The sequence below is a fragment of the Bombella pollinis genome, from assembly GCF_026385485.1.
Taxonomy (GTDB): Bacteria; Pseudomonadota; Alphaproteobacteria; order Acetobacterales; family Acetobacteraceae; genus Bombella; species Bombella pollinis.
In genome coordinates, this window is the sequence record NZ_JANIDX010000004.1 from 68,815 (window position 1) to 89,643 (window position 20,829).

Below are 20,829 nucleotides of genomic sequence, written 5' to 3' on the forward strand. Positions count from 1 at the left end.
GTTTCATTTTCGCATGAGCTTTTGGGGAAGGTAAGGCAAGGCAATGCCGAGGAAAACACCCATAAGTGGCGCGCTAAAGCCCCAGAGAAAAAGGCCATCTAGCCCTGCAAGGCGATAGCTTAGGGCTAAGGCGATGAAAGGGCCTGCGATATAGCAGGAGCGTTGCCATGGGGTAGAGCGTGGAAGATGGCATGGGTTCTGCCGCCTATGGGGAGGCAGGCTGTTGAGATAACAGAGCCCAATGAATCCCCATAGGGGGAGGAGTATCAGAAGGGTTATCATCGTTTTGACCCCAAAATAGCGCGTTTTTTGGCATAATGAGGATGGTAAAGAAGGGCCAATAGGCACGCCCCTCCCAGACAGGCAGCAAGAGCATCAATGCTAAGAAAAAGGGCTGGGCGGCCTGTATGGAAGGGACGAGTGGCAAGGTCTAGCCCGCTTGTGCCAAGGCCTAAGAGCATCAACATCATCAATAAATGGCGGGCAGCATGGCGGCTTATCAAGGCGTAAAGAAGTGATACGCCCCATAAGGTGAAGAAAAGCCCTTCCTCCCATAAGATGGGGGGGAGGGGGGCAGGGAGCCGTGTACTCCAGAAAAGAGCAAGGGTGGCGAGGGGTAAGCCGAATATTGTCGCCATGCTCACCGCGCGATAGAGCCGTTGCTGAATATGCTGACTGTAAGTGATGGCGTGATGATGGCAGAGGTGATTTTGCTCCGATTGTAAGAACAGCCTCATGCCGGAGCCGATAATTAAGCACCCTAAAAGGCCAGTGAGCCCATAAAGACAACGTGTGACGAACCCCGCCCAGCGCAGGTTATGCACCCCGAGGAAAACGCTATGTAGAGTAGGGCATAAATTGTGAGGGGGAAGGCGCGGGCGTGAAGCTGTTATGGTTTGGCGGTAAAGGCAGAAATGTAGTGTATCAGGGGCATATAAGGCGAGCTCTTTGCCCGCAAGCATGAAGAAGCCATCGCCCTCATCACCCCATTGCTGTTGTGCGTTTTGGGCTAATTTGGTGATGAGTGCATCAGAGATAGGGGGTGATGTCTGACTATGGGCCTGATGGCGGTTTGCAGGTCGTGCTGCGTGGGAGGGCGGATTGATAAAATGAAGGAGTTTTTGGGATTGCAGCACAAGGCCAGAGCCCCCCACGATGAAAAGAATTGGTATGCTGAGCGTTCCCCCAAGGAGGTGGAGGTCCAACCATTGGCGATGGCGTGCCGCATGAGGGCGGAAAAGGAGCAAGTCAGGGAGAAAGCGGCGGAGTTGAAGCCATAAACCGCTGATGAGGGCTATCATCAAGGTCAAGCCAGCTAAGGCAGTGAGACATTGTCCCCACGGCGTAGGAAGATACAGGCTGCTATGGAGGGTGGTGAAAAAGGAGCCCCCGACAACATCCGATGTGAGGAGAGGCAAGCCGGTATCGGCAGCAAGCGTAGGGCCGCGGAAAATATGGCCATCATAATGCCATAGGCGGAAAACAGGGTCTCGTTGTGAGGGCAGTTTTAAAAAGGCGAACTGGCCTTTATCAAGCTGGGCTTTAAGCTGATGGCTTGCCTCTATAAGGCCGGTTTGGCTCATGGGAGGGGAAGAGGGGCGCAAGGCTGCCTCTGGCTGCATCCAGTTTTGGACTTCTGGCCCAAAGCAAGCAAGGCTCCCTGTAAAACAGAGGATGAATAAAAAGACCCCAAAGGGAAAGCCAACCCAACGGTGGATAACGCGCAAAATGGTGCGGAGCCTAGGGGACATAGGGGTGCGACAACATATGAATGAGAATTGTTCGCATCTTTAATGGGCTTTCTAAACGCTGTAAATGGCGGTGAGAAAGATTGTTAAATGTCGGCAACAGAGGGAGGGGGAAGGTGAGAGTGCTGATAAAGAATCATTGCGAATAATTTTCATTTACATATAAACAGCACTCCCTGGCTCCCTTATTTAGGATGATTGAAGAGATGGTGTCTCTATTTCGTATGTCTTATAAAACTGTTGGTTTATGGGGATTGGTGGTTGGGAGTAGCGTGGCAAGCACACCTTTATGGGCTGCGGAATCATCTCACTATGCTCCTGTTGGTAAAGGAAAGAGTGACGCACAACACCCTTCTTCCAAAGTGGCGAAAGCGAACCTAAAACAGCAACACCCTCCACAAGAGACGATCATCGTTAAAGCGCGGCGGCGTGAGCGGATGGAGGTTCAGCTTGGGGGGCAAGCTGGTGTGTTGGGGACTAAAAAGGGGTTAGACCTCCCCTTTAACCTCCGCAGCTATACCTCCAGCATGATTTTGAATCAGCAATCACAGACATTAGGTCAGGTTTTGGAGAATGACCCCTCCGTACGGACAACCTATGGCTACGGCAATTTCTCGGAAGTATTCATCATTCGTGGTCTGCCTATTTATGGGGATGATGTTGCCATTAATGGGCTTTATGGCATTACCCCGCGCCAGCTTGTCTCACCGCAGCTTTATGATTCTGTGCAGGTGATGAATGGGGCGAATGCCTTCCTCAATGGGGCGGCTCCCGGTGGGACCTCTATTGGTGGGAATATCAATCTTCAATTCAAACATGCCGGGAAAGACCCGCTATTACGCGTGACAGGCGATTATACCGGGACAGGCCAAGGCGGCGGTAATGTGGATATGAGCCGGCGGTTTGGGGAAAGTCAGCAATTTGGTGTTCGCTTTAATGCTGCTGGAATGGACGGGCAGACCTCCATCCACGGGGAGCGGCGACATTCCGTGGCATTAGGGTTGGATACGGATTGGCATAATGAGGCAGAGACAACCCGCATTACGATGGATATTAACTACCAGAATCAGAACGTCCAGCAGGGGCGCGGTGGGGTTTTGTTATCATCTGCCTTAACCTCTGTCCCCAAACCAACGGCACCGTCTCATAATTGGGGCCAGCGTTGGAGTTATGAAGACATGCATTATGTCTTTGGGATGGTGAATGTAGAGCATGACCTTAACAAGCACATCACGCTTTACGGAGCGTTTGGCGGGTTAACAGGGAAAGAGGAAGGGAATTATAGCTCTCTCACCGTGACGAACGCCCAAACAGGGGCGGGGACAGATGGCTTCCTTTATGTGCCGTATCAGGAGACGAATGAGAGTACGCGTGGCGGGGCGCGTGTGCATGTTAATACCGGGCCATTAAAGCATGAGATTAATCTTGGGGCATCCAGCTTGTGGAATGAGGTTGCACGCGCATGGGGTTTTGGGAAGTCGAGTGCGAGCAACCTCTATGCGCCGATTTATTCGCCTTTGCCAGCGACGACCTTAACAGGGGGGAATGTTCATCATCCTAAAAGAGATATGATGACACGGCTTTATAGCGTGTTCTTCTCCGATACTGTGTCCTTCTGGCATGACCGCATCGCGCTGACAGGGGGCTTCCGTTATCAGAACATTATGACAAAATCCTACGGCTATAAGCAGGTTTTGACGGACCATTATGACCGTGATGCCATCACCCCTGTGGTAGGGCTTGTCATCCATATGACAAAACATTCCTCCTTTTATTTTAACCGTGTTGAAGGGTTGGCGCCGGGCCCACAGGCAACAGGGGCGAATATTGTTAATATGGGCCAGCTCTTTGCCCCAGTGCGGACAGTGCAATATGAGTTCGGCGGGAAGTACGATATTGGGCGGTTTAGCGCGTCTTTAGCTTTTTACCGCTTAACGCAGCCTAATAGCTATGTCCGCCCTTATGGCAATACAGGGCAAGGTATTTTCACCGTGGATGGAGAGCAGCGTAACCAAGGGATTGAGTTCAATATCAATGGGGAAATTATCAAGGGCCTGCGCTTTAATGGGGGAACGGCCCTCATTGATGCCAAACAGATGAAAGGAACCTATGAAGGGCAACGGGCCATCGGGGTGCCCGGTTATACGATCAATGGGAATATAGAATATGACATCCCTTTTGCTAAAGGGCTGACCTTAACGGGGCGCGTGATTCATACTGGCCATCAATGGGCGAATGCACAGAACACACAGCGTATTGCCAACTGGACGACTTACGACCTCGGCGGGCGATATACGTTCTTGATGACGCGTAAACAGCCTATGACATTACGCTTTGGTGTAGAGAACCTGACCAATAGCCATTATTGGGCATCCTCTTATGGTGGCTATCTGACAGAGGGGCTACCGCGGACCTTTAAAGCCTCGTTGACGATGGATTTATAAGACCAGCTTATGGAAAAGGACCATGCAGTAAAATGGCATGGTCCTTTTTAAGGGGCGGGTAAAGCTAGGTTGGTGGCTCTGCTGTTTGATGGAGGGTGTTGATTAACGCAGCCGCCAAGGCTTCTTCCTGCGCTGGGGAGGTGAGTTTATGGCCCGTTGCATCAGTGATGTAAAAGACATCCACCGCGCGTAGCCCATAGGTCATAATATGGGCGGAGGAGATATGCAGCTTCATCCGGCTGAGCGTGGCTGTGATGTTGTGCAGAAGAGCAGGCCGGTCCCGCCCATTGACCTCCACAATACTACAGCTTTCTGAGGCTTCATTATCAATAAGTACTTGCGAGGGGATATGCAGGGCCTCTAGCCGCCGTGTAAGCGGGAATTGCGCTGCCTTGAGCGTCTCGCTGAGGTCAATCTCACCATGAATGGCTTGGATGACCGTCTCACGCAAGCGGTCCAGATGCTCTTCCTCTATAAAGGCTTCCCCATAGGGGTCTTGGAACCAGAATGTATCGAGCACCATATTGCCGTTAAGCGTATGGATGCGCGCATCGGCAATGGAAGCCCCACATAACGCTAACGCCCCTGTAATGCGGGAGAATAGCCCCGGTTGATCCTTACAAAAAACAGTTAGCTCTGTAATGCCGCGCTCTGGTAGGGGGGCGATATCTAAGAGGATGGCATCATCCCGCCCTTCGGCACGATAGCGGCTAACAAGCCGTGCATGGCGGAGCTGGCTATCTCCATCAAAGCCGAGCCAATAGCCCGGGCGGCCTAACTTGATGAAATGAGCAATATCAGCAGGGGTCATGCCTTCTGCCTGCAATGCCTCTTGGACAAAGATTTTATTTTGCTCTACGCGTTCATCATCTTCTTGGGCTTGTAATCCACCCTCTAAGACATCAGCTATACGGCTATAGAGGCGGCCAAGGAGAGTCGCCTTCCACGCATTCCATGCGTGTGGGCCAACGGCGCGAATATCAATAATGCTGAGGAGCAATAAAAGCCGGAGCCGCTTGGGGGACTGGATAATATCGGCTAGGTCTAAGATGGTTTGTGGGTCATCAATATCCCGGCTAAAGGCGGTGCGGGAGAGGAGTAAATGATGCAGCACAAGCCATGAGACTGTATCGCTATCGCTAGCAGAGAGACCAAGTTGTTGGCAAATGCGTGTAGCAATTTGTGCGCCAATTTCGGAATGTCCGCCCCCACGTCCTTTGCCAATATCGTGCAATAAGGCTGCGAGATAAAGGATTGTCCTTTGGGTAATGGTGCGGGCAATTTTATAAGCAAGAGGAAGCTCATCAGCCATTTGCCCTTGCTCAATTAGCCGTAAAATACGGATAGATTCAATGATGTGGGCATCAACACTATAAAGGTGATAGCCGTCAAATTGTGTCCGCCCTAAAATGCGAGACCAGCCGGGGAGGAAGTGTGAGAGTATCCCCGTCTCATTAAGCAAAGGCAGCCAGAAGGTGCGCTCTTTTATTGCCTCATGAGTAGGGGCGTCTGCTGGGGCATGGGCCTCTTTTAATGGGTCGCACAGGAGCTTTAAAAAGAGGGAGGCAGCCTCTGCGTTTTCGCGTAGGGCCGCGCTATGGCGTTCAAAGCGGATGAGTTGCTGTAGGGCTGTTGGATGAAGGGTGAGCTGATGGCGGCGGGCACAATCAAGAAAACGGAAAACCGTCACCGGCTCTTTAACCAAAGCGAGAGGGTTCGGCAGGCTAAGATAGCCATCAATACGTTTAAAAGCCTCAGGCCCGGCCTCAATATGCGGGGGGCTTTGCTGGATTTGATGGCGCAGATAGAGAATAAGAGCCGGCTGGAAAACATGCGATAGCCGCATCACCGCGCGTGCCATAAGGAAATGATGCCGCATAAAGCGATCCACCCCACGCTGATGGCCATGATTACCATAACGCATCCGCGCGCCAATAATGGGCTGGACGTCAAACGTTAGCCGTTCTTCATTACGGCCGGTGATGTAATGGAGGTGAAGGCGGACTGTCCAAAAGAAGTTCCATAAAATGCGGGTACGGGCGACCTCACGCTTTGTGAGTAAGCCTAATAAGGTGCTGATAGGCGCAAGACCGCGTGCATGTTGGCGGGTGGATTGCTCTGGTATATCATAGCCAAGAGCTGCATGGCCTATCCAGTTTAGGACTTGTAGGTCCCGCAATCCCCCTTTGCCTTCTTTAATATGGGGTTCGACAAGGTATGGGGTATCACCAAAAGCGAGGTGACGCTCCTCTCGCTGAGCGATAGCCCCGCGGATGAATTTTTTAAGCGAGGGGCCTTTAAGGTAAATATCATGCTGTTTGCGTAATGTATGGGCCAAAGCGGTTTGGCCATAAAGAGGACGAATATCTAAGAGGGTGGTGCAGGCTGTTTGGTCGGTTTTAGCCATCTCCATTGCGCTCTCTATGGTGCGGGTCGCATGGCCAACGCGCAAGCCAAGGTCCCAAAGCGTATAGAGGACATATTCAATAGATTTGATGAGATCGGCTGAAGGGGGCGTCTGGGTGAGAAAGAGGAGGTCCACATCGCTAAAAGGTGCCATAAGGGCCGCCCCATATCCCCCTGTCGCACAAAGGCAGAAGGCTTCACTATGTGCAGGCTGTTCCGTTTCAGAGCCGGGGAGGCCTGCATAACGGGCGAGTGTCTCGATAATATGGTCCATCAAAAGAGCGAGGTTACGGGCTGTTTCGACCCCGTTTTTCTCGCGTTGCTCAAAGGCTTGGCGGATATGCTCACGCCGTGTCCCAAGCTCTGTCCGCAAACGTGTGAGGGCTTCCTCCCTTGGGATGAGGGGCTGATAGGACGATGGGGGGGCGGAGGTGTAAGGCGTGTTGGTCATAGGGCATTCCCATCTATCGGGGCGGTGGGCCGGGGGGTGGTCATGAGGCTGCACTCTCATCATGCGGCGTGTTGGCGGTGGGGTGCCCTTCAAGCAAGGTTTTTAACTGATAAAGGACGTTATGGGCCTCTCGTGGGGAGAGGGAGTCTGGGTCTAGTTCTTTTAGCGTATGCTCTATGGTGTCTAGCGCGGTGGGTGGTAACGCTGGTTGGGGAGAGGGGTCTTGTTGCTCAAAAAGGGGAAGGGAGGCGGCATGGTGGTTGCTTCTGTGGTCTTCTTCTAAACGGGTTAGAAGCGTACGGGCGCGTTGGATAATAGTAGTCGGTATTCCCGCTAATTTTGCAACATGCAGTCCCCAGCTTTTTTGTGCGAGTCCGGGATGGACTTCATGTTGGAAGATGACCTCTCCCTTCCATTCCCGCACGGCCATTGTATAGGCCCCAAGGCGGGGGAGTGTGTCCAGTAATGCGCCAAGCTCATGATAATGCGTGGCAAAGATGGTGCGGCAGCGTAATTGGGAATGGAGAGCCTCTAACGTTGCCCATGCGATGGAAAGCCCATCCAGCGTTGAGGTGCCACGACCAATTTCATCCACCACGACCAGGGAGCGCGGCCCCGCTTGGTTGAGGATAGCGGCAGTCTCAGTCATTTCCACCATAAAGGTGGAGCGGCCACGCGCGAGGTCATCAGCGGCTCCAACGCGGGAGAAGAGACGGTCCACAATCCCAATTTTGGCCTCTTGAGCAGGGAGGGGGAGGCCGGCTTGGGCAAGAATGACCGCTAGAGCATTTTGGCGGAGGAAGGTCGATTTCCCCGCCATGTTAGGCCCGGTGAGTAAGATAGCGTGCTTCTCTGGCGGTAGGGCGCAATCATTCGCGATGAAGGGGCTATTATGGGCGGGGTTATCCTGCAAAGCCGCTTCCACCACAGGGTGACGGCAGGCATGGAGGCTGAAATCCTGCCCCTCGGTCATGACCGGGCGGCACCATGAGCCGCGTGCCATGAGAGTAGCGCATGAGAGCAGAACATCCAGCTCGGCCAAAGCAAGGCCGATTTCATCAAGGGCAGGGGTGTTTAGGCATTGCTGGGCGAGGTCGGTAAAGAGGTGGCGTTCTAATTGGTCTGCTTTTTCAGATGCTTCTAAAATAGCTTGATTAAGGGATGTGAGTTCTTCGTTGGAGAAACGCGCGAGGCTTGCCGTCCCTTGGCGGAAGCTTAACTCCTCATGCTGGCGTAAGGTACGACCGGCCGCCGTGGGGACCTCAATAACATAACCAAGTTGATTGTGATGGCGGATACGCAAGCTCGTTATGTTGTAATGCTCTGCCAAACGTACTTGAAGCTGAGCCACCAAACGGCGACTATTATCGCGGAGGTCCCGTTGATGGTCTAATTCCGCATCAAAGCCGGGGGCGATGACCCCGCCATCCTCAATCTTGGCGGGGAGGTCCGGGTTTAGCGCAGCGTCTAAGCGTTCAAGTAAGGTATCAGCACGGCCATAAAGACTTGCCCCAATTTGGCGGATGCGGGCGGGCATTGCGTCTGTTGCGAAAGCTTTAAGGGCCTCTGTAATCAGGTTAGCCGCCCTGAGCGTATCGCGGAGTGCTGCAAGGTCCCGTGGGAGGGGGCGTCCGCTAGAGATACGCCCTAAAGCACGCGCTGAATCAGGTGCCTGTTTGAGGATGTCGCGTAACGTAGTGGCAAGCTGAAGGTGTTGATGCAGCCAATCCCACCCCTCTTGTCGTTGCGTGATGAGGGTGAGGTCTGTGCTAGGGCTGCTAAGCCATGAGGCGAGCAGACGCGTCCCCGCTGCCATTGTGGTATGGTTAACACTGCTAAAAAGAGTGTGTTTTGTCCCGCCATCGCGGGATTGGAGAATATCAAGGCTGCTGCGTGTAGCAGGGTCTAGCCCCATGATGGTGTCTAAACCATGGTCGATGGGTGGGGCTAAGCGGGGGAGGCCGCCAGCCTGACTACGGCGGACATAATTTAGCAATACCGCACAAGCTATGCTTTGCTCTGTACTGAAATCCCCTAACGAATCTATTTGAGCAACGTGATAAGCCTCTTTTATCGTGCGCTCTGCTGCGGCTTGGTCTGGGCAGGCCGTGGAGGGGGTGAGAAGGCCAGCATAATCAGCAGGGATGAGGGATGGCTCAGCTACAATCTCGGAGGGGGCGAGGCGGGCAAGAAGTTCCGCTAGCGTATCGCGTTTGAGGCTAAGCATTTCCAACGTGCCGGTGGAAATATCAATCCACGCTGCGCCAAGCTGCTCTTTACGGCGTTTATCAGGGGCAATAACGGCAAGGAGGGTGTTAGCCCGCCCAGCTTCTAGGAGTTCATCCTCTGTGAGGGTGCCGGGAGTTATAACACGGATAATCTCGCGCCGGAGCGGGCCTTTTTGGCCTTTACTTGGGGTTTCTGTCTGCTCGGCAACAGCAACGCGAAAGCCACGGCGGATGAGGCGGGAGAGGTAAATCTGCGCCGTGCCAACAGGGACGCCGCACATAGGGATAGGGGCATCATCATGCATACCGCGCTGGGTGAGGGTGATGTCCAAAGCCAGAGAGGCGGCTTCCGCATCCCCGAAGAATAATTCGTAAAAATCCCCCATGCGGAAGAAAAGTAACGCGTCAGGTTCTTGGTGTTTTAGGCTAAACCACTGCTCCATGGTCGGTGTGACCTTGCCCGTTTTTTGAGCGGGGATTGGGGGGATATGTGGTTTCTGGTCGACCATGCAGAGAAGGGAGCCCTAACGAATATGTAATAATTTGACTAGGTTAGCTAAGATTAACAAGGATTCAACCGCTAAAGCGACTATTTTCTTGCCCTAAAATGGGGAAAAGGCTGGGTATAGGGGGAGATATGATATATTCCCTCTTGTCATCACAGTATTGAGAACGGCATGGTGTGTTCATGAGTACTGCACCGCAAAATCCAATTTTATTTGATGATGTTCTGCCGATGGCCCAAGGATTGCTAGAGGCCGAATGTGATGAGATTGCTAACCTCGCCAATATCGCTGCTTTGTTGTTTGAGGCAATGGCTCAAGTAAATTGGGTTGGGTTTTACATGATGAAAGCCGGCGATCTTGTGCTTGGGCCTTTCCAAGGGCGGGTTGCTTGTACGCGGATTGCTGTTGGTAAAGGCGTGTGCGGCACAGCCGTAGCAGAGCGTGCGACCCAGCGCGTGGCGGATGTGCATACCTTTCCCGGTCATATTGCCTGCGATGGGGCCTCAGCCTCGGAGATTGTTATCCCGATTATGCGCGACGGGCAGGTCTATGGCGTGTTGGATATTGATAGCCCCGTGACGAATCGTTTTTCAGCAGATGACCAAGAGCAGCTTGAATCATTAGTCCGTTTGATAGAAGCGCATTTCGCTGGCTGAAGGCTTAGCGTTTTAAGCGTTGGAGGAGACGTGCGCGTAGCTCGGTGAGGTTTAAAACACCGAGGAGAAGGAGCAACCCCCCATAAAGGGCCGCACTGCTGCTGATGAGCAGCATCAACATCCCTAATTTGGGTAGGGCATGCCAGTTGGGGAGGTTAGGGGTAAAGAGGGCGGCTCCACCCCATGCCCACAGCCCCATCAGCACGCCTGCCCCTAGGATACGCCCCGCGCGCGTCAGGCTTGTCATGGTGGGGCGGAAGGAGTCTCGCCGCCATAACATCCAGCCGAGGGCGAGCATATTCACGAGTGCGGCTAAGGTGCTGGCAAGGGGCGGGGCAAGATGAGCTAATGTGCGGTAAAGGAGGAGATTGAGGGCGAGATTGAGCCCTAGCGTGACGAAACCGATACGCACAGGCGTTGTGGTATCGCCCTCAGCAAAAAAGGCCGGGGCTAATAATTTCACGATGATAAAAGCGGGCAGGCCAAGCGCATACATACGCAAAGCCGCTGCGGAGTTGTGAACATCACGGGGGGTGAAGTGCCCATAGCCAAATAGGGTTGCCATAATTTCTGGGGCGAGGCTGAATAGGCCAATCATTGCCGGTAGGCTAAGGAGCAGCGCGTAATCCAGAGCGCGGTTAAGGCTTGCTTGGAGGGCGGGGCGGTCATTGGCGGTGATATGGCGTGTAAAGAGGGGGAGAAGCGTTGTGCCTAACGCCGCCCCTAAGACGCCTAAAGGCAGCTGATTAACGCGGTCAGCAAAATAGAGCCACGAGATAGAGCCTGTGGGTAATAAGGTGGCGATGATGGTATCAATCGTGAGGTTGATTTGCGTTACGCCAGAGCCAATAAGCCCCGGCATCATACGGCGGAGTAAGCGTTTTATGTCGGCTGAAAGAGTGGGGCGGACCAAAGGGGGCATGACCCCGGCGCGTTTAGCGGCCCATAAAAGGCCAGCGAGTTGGACAATACCAGAGAGGGTAATGCCCCAAGCACTGGCTGGGGCGACGCTATGTTGCCCGCAATAAGCCCCGACTAAGATGGCCGCAATCCCAACAATATTGAAGCTGATATAAGCAGCAGAGGCCGCCGCAAAATGGCTGCGTGCATTGAGGATGCCCGCCACAAGGGCCGCGCCGCAAATCAGCACCGTATAGGGCATTGTAATGCGCGTGAGCTGGACTGCGAGGGTGAAACGCTCTGCCCCAGAATGGCGGAAGCCGGGGGCGATGAGGTCAATCACCCATGGCATGAAGATTTCAGCAAGGAGGGTGAGGAAGGTGAGCCATAGCAGCAATAAAGAGAAGGCTTGCCCTGCGAGTAAGAGAGCTTGCTTGCGGCCCTGCTCCTCATAACGTGCGGTAAAGAGCGGCACAAAGGCTGCGTTAAGCGCGCCCTCGCCAAATAAGCGGCGGAACATATTGGGCAGGCGGAAGGCGATTTGATACGCATCTTGCACCGCTCCCGCACCGAGGAACATAGCAAGGAGCTGGTCTCGCACAAGGCCGAGCAGGCGGGAGAGCATGGTCCACCCGCCAACAGTGAGGAGGTTCCGCAGCATAAATTAGCGGCGTTGTGCGCTTACCCGTTGGATTTCCTCCAACAGACGGGGGGCATGCGGGGGTGTGAGGGGGGTGAACCAGCGTTGTAAATGCCCCTCCCGATTGATAAGATATTTATAGAAGTTCCAACGCGGGCGGGAGAGGAAGCCGCCCTCCTTTGCTAACCATTGAAAGAGCGGAATCGCCGCATGTCCCTTGACGATGGATCGCGCGGCAAGGGGGAAACTCACACCATAACGCCGTTGGCAGAATTGCTTAATCTGCCCTGAATCCCCCGGTTCTTGCTGGCCAAAATCATTACTGGGAACGCCTAAGATGATAAGTCCATCCGGAGTAGAATGACCCATCTCCCGCCAGAGTTGTTGGAGGCCCTCATATTGCTTGGTAAAACCACATTCTGATGCTGTATTGACGATTAAAACCGGACGCCCCCGCCATTGTGAGAGGTCAATCTCTCCCCCTTCAAGCGCGGGTAGTTTGAAATCATACAGGCTGGTCATGAGGGTATATCCTGAAAGCAGCATAAGGCCATAAGAGCCGGACTCGGGGCGGCATATTATTCAAAACAAGGAGGACGGTCCAATAATTCATCACGGGCTTGATGGGGGGTCAGCTCCCCAGAGAGTAAGCGGGTGATGACATTAATAATGGGCGTATCAATTTCAAAACGGCGGCCAAGTTCGCGTAGGGTTGGGGCGGTGAGAACGCCTTCTGCCACTGTATTGCGGCGGGCGAGGATGTCGTCAATATTCTCGCCCTTACCCATTGCCACACCAAGGCTATAATTGCGTGAGCCCGCTCCCGTGGCAGTGAGGATGAGGTCTCCCATCCCAGCGAGGCCGTACATAGTGCGCCCTTGCCCGCCCATAGCTTCGACAAGGCGGGCGGTCTCGGCTAAAGCACGGGTAATGATGGCAGCACGGGCATTTTCTCCCATGCCTGCCCCCACACTAATGCCCGCCCCAATGGCGATGACATTTTTCGCAGCCCCAGCAAGTTGCACACCAAGCGGGTCCGTACTGGCATAAAGACGTAAGCTCGGTGTCGTGAGGGCCTGCGTAAGTTGTGCGCTTAAAGCGGCATCCTCTGTAGCTAGCGTGGCCGCGCTGGGCATACCTTGGGCGACTTCGATAGCAAAATTGGGACCGGATAAAACCGCAGCAGGGCGGCCGGGCATGGTTTGGGCAAGGACCTCCAGCGGGAGGAGGAAGGTGCCTTGCTCCATCCCTTTGCAGCATGTGACGACAGGGACATGAGCAGCAAGCTGCTTTTGTAGTGCAAGGCTTGTATCACGCAGCCCCTGAGTGGGGACGACCAGCAACACAATATCCGCCTCGCTAGGCAATGAGCTGGAAATTGTAACGCTCTCGGGGACGGTCACTTGGGGGAGATGCGGCATGTTACGCGTCCCTGCGGGGACGGGGGTGCGCGTCCATAAGCTGACCGTAGCAATAGGGGCGAGGCTACAGGCGAGGGCGATTCCCCACGCTCCAGCCCCGATGACGGCAATGCGTGGCGGGGCAGTCATGATGATGGCTCCATTAACGAGGGGGAGGTTGAAGCAGAAGGATGAGCAGAAGGCGCACAGCGTTCGCTTAACGGCCAACGAGGGCGTGGGGCAAGGGCAATATCACCGGGTTGCTCACCTTGATATAGGCGTTCCAAAGCGGCCCAGCCAATCATGGCTGCATTATCGGTGCAGAAGCGCAAAGGCGGGGCAAGGAAGGCGATATGATGCTCTTGTGCAATGTTCTCTAAGCGTTGGCGCAGCGTTTGATTCGCAGCCACCCCACCCGCTACGACCAAAGCCGTGACAGGTGGGACCATAGCGAGAGCTTGCTTTACACGGTCTGTCATTACATCAGCGACAGCTTGCTGAAAGGATGCGGCAAGGTCTGCGGCGATGTGTCGAGGCAGAGCCTCTCGGCCAAAGGGTTCAAGATGGCGGGAGACGGCTGTTTTAAGCCCGGAGAAGGAGAAGTCACAGCCGGGGCGACCTTTGAGCGGGCGGGGCAGGGTGTAAGCGCGGGGGTTACCCTCTTTTGCCAGTGCCTCCAAAGCGGGGCCGCCGGGCCAGCCAAGGCCAAGCATCTTTGCAACTTTATCGAAGGCTTCCCCCGCAGAATCATCAATCGTACCGCCAAGACGGCGATATTGGCCGACGCCTTCCACAAGGATGCATTGGCAATGCCCCCCAGAGACTAACAAGGCTAAGTAAGGGAAGTTTGGTGCGGTTTCTTCTGGGCGGAGAGAGGCCGGTAGGCGTGGTGTGAGGATGTGCGCTTCAATATGATTAATGCCCATAAAGGGCTTCCCGCGCGCCATGGCTAGCCCCTTGGCGTAAGAGCTACCAACAATCAAACCGCCAATTAAACCGGGGCCTGTCGTGGCGGCAAAAAGGGCAATATCGCTAAGGGCTAGCCCTGCACGCTCTAAGGTGAGGTCCACAAGGCTGGGCAAAGCTTTAAGATGGGCACGGGCGGCAATTTCCGGCACGACCCCCCCTAAGGCTGCGTGGTCCTCTTGCGAGAGGACGCTTTCCCCCAACAAGGTGCCATGACTATCGAGAATCGCGCAGGCGGTATCATCGCAGGAGGTCTCAATAGCTAAGAGGGGGGTGAGGGAGGATAGGTCGGACATAGTGCCTTATTATGCCGGATTCTCCAGAAGCATGACACCCCTTAGAAAATCGGTTATGGAGGGCAGACCATGAATGCTTCTTCTTTTTCTTCCGCTTCGCTCCAAAAGGTCGCTGCTGAGGCAGCGCGCCGTTCGCACGCGCAAACCCCGCCGGACCGCCGTAAACTCCCCTTACGAGTGGGGACGCGGGCATCCCCACTGGCCCTTGTGCAAACGCGGCATTTTTTAACGCGGCTAACGCGATTTTGCCCCGTATTGCGGGATATGGGGGCTTTTAAAGAGGAGCAGATGCAAACCTCTGGCGACCTGAATCTAAAAGACAGGCTCGCTGAGATTGGCGGAAAAGGGCTGTTCTCTAAGGAAATTCATGAGCTTCTCGCTGTCGGTGGGATTGATTTTGCCGTCCATAGTCTCAAAGACCTTGAGACGCATCTCCCGCCGGGGCTTGTGCTAGCTTGTACGATGAAGCGTGAAGATGCGCGCGATGTCCTCATGCTACGTAAGCGTGGGGTAAAGGTGGACCCGGCCAAGCCGTTTGATTGCCTGCCAGAAGGGGCCTTAGTGGGCTGTGCGTCTGTACGGCGGCAGGCGCAGATGCTCCATGTACGGCCAGACCTCCGCTTCACCCTTCTGCGTGGAAATGTGCAGACTCGCTTGGATAAGCTGGGTGCGGGGCAATGTGATGCCACCTTGTTGGCTTATGCGGGGCTAAAACGGTTAGGCATGGAGGACCGGATTGATGTTCCTCTCTCCCCCGAGGTGATGTTGCCTGCCTCTGGCCAAGGGATTGTCGGCGTTACCGTGCGCGAGAGCGATCATGAATTACGGGAGCTTCTCTCAGCTATTGAGGACCCGGAGGCCCGCGCTGTTGCAACGGCTGAGCGTGCTTTATTGGCAGAGCTTGATGGCTCGTGCCGGACCCCGATTGGGGGTTATGCCCAGTTGAAAGAAGGGCGGTTGCATCTCTCTGGCCTTGTGGCGAGTGAGGATGGCACCTTCTTGCTACGGCGTGAGTATGAGGGCCTCCCAGAGGATGCCGCGCGGATGGGGTATGAGCTTGCTTGTGAGTTAAGGCGCGATACACCACCGGCGATTTTTGCAAAGATTGTCCAATCATAAAGATGATGCGCCGGGTTGTTCTTATCACCCGGCCAGAGCCGGGCTTGCGGGAGACGCTTGCGCGTGTGCAGGCACAAGGTTGGCACGGTGTGGCAAGCCCTGTGATGCACATACAGCCCACCCCGCCTATTGCTGATTATCCCTGTCAGGCGATGTTGGTGACGAGTCGGCAGGCCCTCCCTTTTTTGGCGCATCAGAATCGAGAGCGTTTGGTCCTGACTGTGGGGGACGCCACAGCGCGTCATGCGCGGGCGATGGGCTTTCAGTATGTCGAGGCCGCAAGTGGTGACCAAGAAGCGTTAGAGACTCTTTGCCAACAAAAAGGCTTGCGCGGGCCGAGCCTTGTTTTGGCATGTGGACGTGGGCGTGATGGCCAGCTTTATGGGGCAGGGCTAGTGCAGTCCTTGGGGGTGCAACGGCTCGAGGCGTATCATGTGCGGCCGATTCCGTCTTTAAGTGATGCAGCCCTGAGGGCTCTTGCTCATGATGAAGTAGCGGCCATCTTCTTTTATTCGCGTGAGACGGTAACGCTTTTTATGGAGCTCTGCCCCGCAGAGCTACGCGCTGTATTACGCCATTGCCGTGCGCTTTGCTTGTCGGAGGCCATCGCAGCCCATGCCCGAAGCTATGATATATGGGGCGAGGTGGAGTTTGGGCCTCCTCTTACCCTTTTGAGCCACATATAGCGGCTATGGAGGGTAAAAGGAGGCCAAGAGGCTATAGGCCTTCGGTGATTATGCTTCGCCTTCTGGCTCGGGGAAGTTTTGTTCCTGCTTTGCTTGCCATAGGGCTGCGAAATCAATCGGCTGGAGAACAACTGGAGGGAAGCCCCCATCACGGGTTACATCACTGATGATGGCGCGGGCGAAGGGGAAGAGCAAACGAGGGATTTCAACCAACAGAATCGGCTCAATCAGCTCTTGGGGTGGGTTCTCTAACGTGATGATGGCGGCATAGGAGAGCTCTGCAATAAAGACGACAGGACCAGCCGTTTGCTCACCCTCAGCAGGGGCCTCGGTGGCTTCTGCACGGATGATGAGCGTGACCTCATAGATGGATTGCTCTTCCTCAATTCGGCTGGCTTGGACATCAATATTCACACCTACTTGCGGTGGTGCTTGGAGGGAAGCAAAGGTCGCTGCCCCGCGGGGGACTTCAAAAGAGAGGTCCTTTGTATATTGCAGATTAATGGCCAAAGGCAGGGCTGGCGGGGTGTTATCTTGTGCAGCGGTCGGGCCGTTAGAAGCTGACATGGGGGTCATCCTTGCATGATGTAGAGAGTAGGTTCGTAAAAATGATGTAAGCATACTGTAGTGAAGTGACCTTCACCATGGGCAGAGGCGTCTATCTTCTTTTGCCGGTAGCATGTCTTGGAGACAGGGCCAAGCGAGGGAAACATCTTTTATCGGGGCTCCGATATGTTTATTTAGCGGGGGTAAAAGCATCTCCTTTATATATGCATCATTTACGGGGATGTAATAGAGGCACTTGAGATTGTGGCGGGGGCGTCCTACCTTTGAGCTATTGTTGGGTGGGGGTGTTGAGGCTCCTTCCTTATTAGGATGAATAATTTAGGACATAAAATGGCGGACTTCCCTTGGGACATTGTGATGTGGGCCGTGTTGGCTGTCATTATTGGCAGCGCCGTGTTTTTCGTATTAGGGCGGCGTATAGGGGCGCAGGCCTTCCGGCGGGAGACCATCTCCTCGCCCCGTCCGGCGCAGCTTCCTAAGCAACCGGGTGCGACAGATGCCCTCAAGCCGCCACCATTACCAAAGAGCGTAGGGCTAGAGCAAAAGGCAACAGAGTACGGCCTCCCAGCGGAGGGAACAGCTCTTGCACAATCTCTGGCGCGAGTCGGTAGCGTAGTGAATGGCTTCTCAGCAGATTATTTTCTTAAAAATGCGGAAGATATGTTTGCGCGCACCGTTAAAGCCTTTGCCTGTGCTGATAAAGCTGTGTTGAAGTCTGTGCTTGCTCCTGCGGTTTTAGAGTCTTTTACAAAGGTTTTGGATGAGCGTGCCGAGCGGCATGAGCGTGTGCATCTGGAGCTAAGGCAGATTGAGCGGCTGGATTATGTCTCCATTACTGGTGTGGAGGTAGGGGAAGGCCCGTGCCAGATAGGGGTAAGAATTGTCTCATGGCAGGTGAGTTATTGCCGCGATGAGAAGGATGTTATCGTAGAGGGAACAGAAGCTCTCACGGAGTTCCGTGACCGTTGGGTGTTTGAGCCTAAAGTGAATGGGCAATGGATGATTGTTGCTACACAAGCTGACTAAGAGGTTCCTTCTGCGCTAAAGGGCCTCCCTGCGGGGCGTAATGCTAAGAAACTAGCGTCTATTAGACTGGGTTATGGTGTGTTCGTATGGCAAAGCATTATTCTCCGTTAGTATGTTTGGTAATGGTCCCACTTTGCATAGCACTAGCGGGGTGTATGCCGGGTTTGCCTTCTGCGCAGATGGATGTAAAACCCGCCGATTATAGCCAGCTCTCCGGTTGGGAGCGGGAGGATCATCTCCAGCTTTTTAAGATGCTAGCGGAGGAATGTCAGCGTATAGACCACCTACCTGCCGGGACGTTCCTTGGTGGGGCGAGTACGTTGCCGTCTGGTAAGAATGTGGAGGAATGGAAGGGTGTTTGTACCGCTGTAAAAACGGGGGCAGTCGACCAGCCAGCGCAGGCACGGCAGTTCTTTGAGGCATGGTTTCAGCCTTACCTGATTACAAAACAGGCTTTCTATACTGGGTATTATGATCCAGAGGTCCCCGCATCCCTTACAAAAGGGGGAGAGTATCAGGTTCCGCTCTATCGCCGTCCAGCGGATTTGCTTCATGGTCGTAATGCGGCAGGTGAGTTAGAGTTCGGCCACTGGGTTGATGCTGTTTTCCGCCCGTATGATGACCGCGCCACGATTAATGCAGGTTCGTTAGAGGGAAAAGGATTGGAACTTGCATGGTTGAAAAGCCCTGTGGACCTTCTTTTTCTACAAACGCAAGGCTCTGGCCGTTTGAGACTACCTGATGGTGGGGAGTTATTTGTCGGATATGATGGGCGCAATGGTCGGCCTTATGTCCCAGTCGGTCGTATTTTAGTGCGCCGTGGCGCGATGCGTGCAGAAGATGTTAGCGTCAAAACCATCCGGGCATGGTTGGAGACTCATCCAGACCAAGTAAAATCGGTCTTAGAATCCAATCCAAGCTACGTCTTTTTCCGTTCGGTGGAGCGTAAAGCGGGGGAAGGACCTGTAGGCGGATTTGGTATTGCTCTGCAAGCACAACGCTCTTTGGCTATTGATAGGCATTTTGTAAGTTATGGTATGCCCGTTTGGGTGGAGATAAATGATAAAGGCCGTGATGGGCAGGCTGTTTCATGGGCGCATATGACCTTTGCTCAAGATTCGGGGAGCGATATACGCGGGGCAGGTCGTGGGGACCTCTTCCTTGGGGAAGGGGAGAAAGCTGCCACGATTGCAGGGGATATGAAGGTATATGGCCGGATGTTTGTCTTAGCCCCGCGCCTCTCTTTGCCTAACGCACCGAATGTGGGTGCTAGCACAGCCTCTGCCAGCGGGGGACAGACGGCCAAATGATACGTGCGCGTCGCGAGACGCTAGGAGAACATGCTCTAATTCGGGGTGATTGCCTCAGCGTGATGCGGCGTATGCCTATAGGGAGTGTGGATGTCGTGGTGACATCGCCTCCTTATAACCTTGGTCTTGCCTATCGCAGTTATAAAGATAGCCTCTCTGAAGAAAGCTATTTGGATTGGATGGAGCTTATCTGCCAAAAGATAGCCCGTGTTCTTAAAGAAGATGGTTCGTTCTTTCTTAATATTGCAGGCTCCTCCGCACAGCCTTGGTTACCTTTTGAGCTTATGGTCCGGCTGCGTGGTATCTTTGTGCTGCAAAATCATATTTCATGGGTCAAATCTATAGCCATTGGTGAGGTCACGCATGGGCATTTTAAGCCTGTAAACTCCCTGCGCTATGTTAATCGTAATCATGAACATATTTTTCACCTCACCAAACAAGGTGCAGTAGAGCTTGATAGGCTAGGGGCGGGGGTGCCCTTTACGGATAAGAGCAATATTCATCGCCGCCAACATCAAGAGGATAGGCGGTGTCGGGGGGATACATGGTTCATCCCTTACGAGACGGTACGGAGTCGTCACGCGCGGTATAGCCATCCCGGTATCTTTCCCGTTGCCTTGCCAGAGCGTTGTATTCGCCTGCATGGCTTGAGGCCTGATATGATGGTATTAGACCCCTTTATGGGCACAGGCACCACCCTTATCGCCGCAGAGGCGTTAAAGGTGCGGTCCATCGGGATTGAAGCCGATACAACATATGTCCGCTTTGCGCGTAAGCGTCTGCGTGCGATGATAGAGCAAGGCCAAGAGGCGGATGTATGATGGAAGTGGGGCGGTAAGAGCGTGGCAAAGCGAGCATTAGGTGAGGATGAAGCCGCCCTTTGGCGTGCCGTGATGCAGGATGTCACGCCATTGCGCTCTCGTCAGGCTGTTAGGGCGGTGCGTCCGCCTAAGTCCCCTCATAAGCCAGAGTTAAAGCAAGAGGCGGGGGTAGAAACGCGGGCGCAGCCTGCCCCAATGGTGATGATGCAGCTTGCCGTATCGCCAGCTAAACCGCTCATCAAACCTCGGCCTGTGCCGCATGTGGGGGTGAGGGCGGCTGGGTTGGATGATACACAATGGCGGCGTCTCTCACGGGGGCAATTACGCGTTGATGCACGGCTCGATTTACATGGCTATATCGTGCAAGAGGCTTTTGAGGCGTTCCATCGGTTTATGCAACGCGGCCGCGTGATGGGGTGGCGATGTGTGGAAATTGTTACAGGGCTAGGCAGCGGGGCGCGCGGCGGAACCATACGTCAGGAATTGCCCTTGTGGTTGCAGCGCGGTGATATTGCGCCCATGGTGTTGGGGGTTGTTCATAGTCATCGTGGGAATCAGGGGGCTTTGAGGGTTTTATTACGGAAAAAGCGTTAGTTGACGAGAAAGATGTTATTTACCCTTGGATAAGGGCTTAGGCTCTTTTATAGATAGCGTAACGC

The 20,829-nt window shown here is 54.2% G+C and carries 17 protein-coding genes; 8 read left to right on the forward strand and 9 right to left on the reverse strand.

Features of this window, described 5'->3' with window-relative positions; genetic code table 11:
• Positions 1-3: 3 nt before the first annotated feature.
• The gene (locus NQF89_RS04935; protein ID WP_155572980.1) at positions 4-282 is read right to left on the reverse strand and encodes a hypothetical protein; all 279 of its coding nucleotides are present in this window, start codon (positions 280-282) and stop codon (positions 4-6) included.
• A complete protein-coding gene (locus NQF89_RS04940) occupies positions 279-1,751 on the reverse strand; it encodes a PepSY-associated TM helix domain-containing protein (RefSeq protein WP_266137660.1) in 1,473 nt (490 codons plus the stop codon). The genes NQF89_RS04935 and NQF89_RS04940 overlap by 4 nt, the downstream gene beginning before the upstream one ends.
• A gap of 203 nt (positions 1,752-1,954) precedes the next feature.
• Between NQF89_RS04940 and NQF89_RS04945 the strand changes: the two genes are divergently transcribed.
• Positions 1,955-4,192, forward strand: coding sequence for a TonB-dependent receptor (locus tag NQF89_RS04945; RefSeq protein ID WP_155579190.1), 2,238 nt, complete (start codon positions 1,955-1,957; stop codon positions 4,190-4,192).
• A 64-nt stretch (positions 4,193-4,256) separates the two neighbouring features.
• On the opposite strand, the gene NQF89_RS04950 is transcribed toward NQF89_RS04945, so the two are convergent.
• Both NQF89_RS04950 and mutS read right to left on the reverse strand, forming a co-directional pair.
• Positions 4,257-7,049, reverse strand: coding sequence for a [protein-PII] uridylyltransferase (locus NQF89_RS04950; RefSeq protein ID WP_266137661.1), 2,793 nt, complete (start codon positions 7,047-7,049; stop codon positions 4,257-4,259).
• 40 nt (positions 7,050-7,089) lie between these two features.
• Positions 7,090-9,786 (reverse strand): DNA mismatch repair protein MutS, encoded by a 2,697-nt coding sequence (mutS, locus tag NQF89_RS04955; RefSeq protein WP_266137662.1) that lies wholly within the window; start codon positions 9,784-9,786, stop codon positions 7,090-7,092.
• A gap of 179 nt (positions 9,787-9,965) precedes the next feature.
• On the opposite strand from mutS, the gene NQF89_RS04960 reads away from it, so the two are divergent.
• Positions 9,966-10,439: a GAF domain-containing protein gene (locus NQF89_RS04960; protein WP_155579192.1), complete on the forward strand. Its 474-nt coding sequence runs from the start codon at positions 9,966-9,968 to the stop codon at positions 10,437-10,439.
• Positions 10,440-10,443: 4 nt separating this feature from the next.
• Here the strand turns inward: NQF89_RS04960 and murJ are convergent, their stop codons facing one another.
• From murJ to tsaD, 4 genes are read right to left on the reverse strand one after another with little or no spacing between them, the layout of a single operon-like run.
• Positions 10,444-12,000 carry a murein biosynthesis integral membrane protein MurJ gene (murJ, locus tag NQF89_RS04965; protein WP_266137663.1) on the reverse strand — a complete coding sequence of 519 codons (1,557 nt, stop codon included), beginning with the start codon at positions 11,998-12,000 and terminating at the stop codon, positions 10,444-10,446.
• Between the two features lie 3 nt (positions 12,001-12,003).
• Positions 12,004-12,501 carry a glutathione peroxidase gene (locus NQF89_RS04970; protein WP_266137664.1) on the reverse strand — a complete coding sequence of 166 codons (498 nt, stop codon included), beginning with the start codon at positions 12,499-12,501 and terminating at the stop codon, positions 12,004-12,006.
• Positions 12,502-12,557: 56 nt separating this feature from the next.
• Positions 12,558-13,529, reverse strand: coding sequence for an NAD(P)H-dependent glycerol-3-phosphate dehydrogenase (locus NQF89_RS04975; protein ID WP_155579193.1), 972 nt, complete (start codon positions 13,527-13,529; stop codon positions 12,558-12,560).
• The gene (tsaD, locus tag NQF89_RS04980) at positions 13,526-14,641 is read right to left on the reverse strand and encodes a tRNA (adenosine(37)-N6)-threonylcarbamoyltransferase complex transferase subunit TsaD (protein ID WP_266137665.1); all 1,116 of its coding nucleotides are present in this window, start codon (positions 14,639-14,641) and stop codon (positions 13,526-13,528) included. The genes NQF89_RS04975 and tsaD overlap by 4 nt, the downstream gene beginning before the upstream one ends.
• A gap of 69 nt (positions 14,642-14,710) precedes the next feature.
• Between tsaD and hemC the strand changes: the two genes are divergently transcribed.
• Positions 14,711-15,760, forward strand: a complete 1,050-nt coding sequence (hemC, locus tag NQF89_RS04985; RefSeq protein WP_099026060.1) for a hydroxymethylbilane synthase — start codon at positions 14,711-14,713, stop codon at positions 15,758-15,760.
• A gap of 2 nt (positions 15,761-15,762) precedes the next feature.
• Positions 15,763-16,446, forward strand: coding sequence for a uroporphyrinogen-III synthase (locus NQF89_RS04990; protein WP_266137666.1), 684 nt, complete (start codon positions 15,763-15,765; stop codon positions 16,444-16,446).
• 48 nt (positions 16,447-16,494) lie between these two features.
• Here NQF89_RS04990 and secB read toward each other — a convergent pair whose 3' ends face one another.
• Complete coding sequence (gene secB / locus NQF89_RS04995) at positions 16,495-17,013, reverse strand: protein-export chaperone SecB (RefSeq protein WP_155572989.1); 519 nt, start codon at positions 17,011-17,013, stop codon at positions 16,495-16,497.
• A gap of 330 nt (positions 17,014-17,343) precedes the next feature.
• On the opposite strand from secB, the gene NQF89_RS05000 reads away from it, so the two are divergent.
• The 4 genes from NQF89_RS05000 (at position 17,344) to NQF89_RS05015 (ending at position 20,764) form a co-directional block, all read left to right on the forward strand.
• Entirely contained in the window at positions 17,344-18,039 is a 696-nt protein-coding gene (locus NQF89_RS05000) for a Tim44/TimA family putative adaptor protein (protein ID WP_196424587.1), read from the forward strand.
• Between the two features lie 86 nt (positions 18,040-18,125).
• Positions 18,126-19,349, forward strand: coding sequence for a murein transglycosylase A (mltA, locus tag NQF89_RS05005; protein WP_266137667.1), 1,224 nt, complete (start codon positions 18,126-18,128; stop codon positions 19,347-19,349).
• Complete coding sequence (locus tag NQF89_RS05010; protein ID WP_266137668.1) at positions 19,346-20,170, forward strand: DNA-methyltransferase; 825 nt, start codon at positions 19,346-19,348, stop codon at positions 20,168-20,170. Before mltA ends, NQF89_RS05010 begins: the two co-directional genes overlap by 4 nt.
• 21 nt (positions 20,171-20,191) lie before the next feature.
• Positions 20,192-20,764 carry a Smr/MutS family protein gene (locus NQF89_RS05015; protein ID WP_266137669.1) on the forward strand — a complete coding sequence of 191 codons (573 nt, stop codon included), beginning with the start codon at positions 20,192-20,194 and terminating at the stop codon, positions 20,762-20,764.
• Positions 20,765-20,829 lie beyond the last annotated feature (65 nt).

Bases quoted from the DNA above. Each gene is read 5' to 3' on its own strand.
- NQF89_RS04935 (WP_155572980.1), bottom strand. From the start codon at position 282: ATGATAACCCTTCTGATACTCCTCCCCCTATGGGGATTCATTGGGCTC.
- NQF89_RS04940 (WP_266137660.1), bottom strand. From the start codon at position 1,751: ATGTCCCCTAGGCTCCGCACCATTTTGCGCGTTATCCACCGTTGGGTT.
- NQF89_RS04945 (WP_155579190.1), top strand. From the start codon at position 1,955: ATGGTGTCTCTATTTCGTATGTCTTATAAAACTGTTGGTTTATGGGGA.
- NQF89_RS04950 (WP_266137661.1), bottom strand. From the start codon at position 7,049: ATGACCAACACGCCTTACACCTCCGCCCCCCCATCGTCCTATCAGCCC.
- mutS (WP_266137662.1), bottom strand. From the start codon at position 9,786: ATGGTCGACCAGAAACCACATATCCCCCCAATCCCCGCTCAAAAAACG.
- NQF89_RS04960 (WP_155579192.1), top strand. From the start codon at position 9,966: ATGAGTACTGCACCGCAAAATCCAATTTTATTTGATGATGTTCTGCCG.
- murJ (WP_266137663.1), bottom strand. From the start codon at position 12,000: ATGCTGCGGAACCTCCTCACTGTTGGCGGGTGGACCATGCTCTCCCGC.
- NQF89_RS04970 (WP_266137664.1), bottom strand. From the start codon at position 12,501: ATGACCAGCCTGTATGATTTCAAACTACCCGCGCTTGAAGGGGGAGAG.
- NQF89_RS04975 (WP_155579193.1), bottom strand. From the start codon at position 13,529: ATGACTGCCCCGCCACGCATTGCCGTCATCGGGGCTGGAGCGTGGGGA.
- tsaD (WP_266137665.1), bottom strand. From the start codon at position 14,641: ATGTCCGACCTATCCTCCCTCACCCCCCTCTTAGCTATTGAGACCTCC.
- hemC (WP_099026060.1), top strand. From the start codon at position 14,711: ATGAATGCTTCTTCTTTTTCTTCCGCTTCGCTCCAAAAGGTCGCTGCT.
- NQF89_RS04990 (WP_266137666.1), top strand. From the start codon at position 15,763: ATGATGCGCCGGGTTGTTCTTATCACCCGGCCAGAGCCGGGCTTGCGG.
- secB (WP_155572989.1), bottom strand. From the start codon at position 17,013: ATGTCAGCTTCTAACGGCCCGACCGCTGCACAAGATAACACCCCGCCA.
- NQF89_RS05000 (WP_196424587.1), top strand. From the start codon at position 17,344: ATGGCGGACTTCCCTTGGGACATTGTGATGTGGGCCGTGTTGGCTGTC.
- mltA (WP_266137667.1), top strand. From the start codon at position 18,126: ATGGCAAAGCATTATTCTCCGTTAGTATGTTTGGTAATGGTCCCACTT.
- NQF89_RS05010 (WP_266137668.1), top strand. From the start codon at position 19,346: ATGATACGTGCGCGTCGCGAGACGCTAGGAGAACATGCTCTAATTCGG.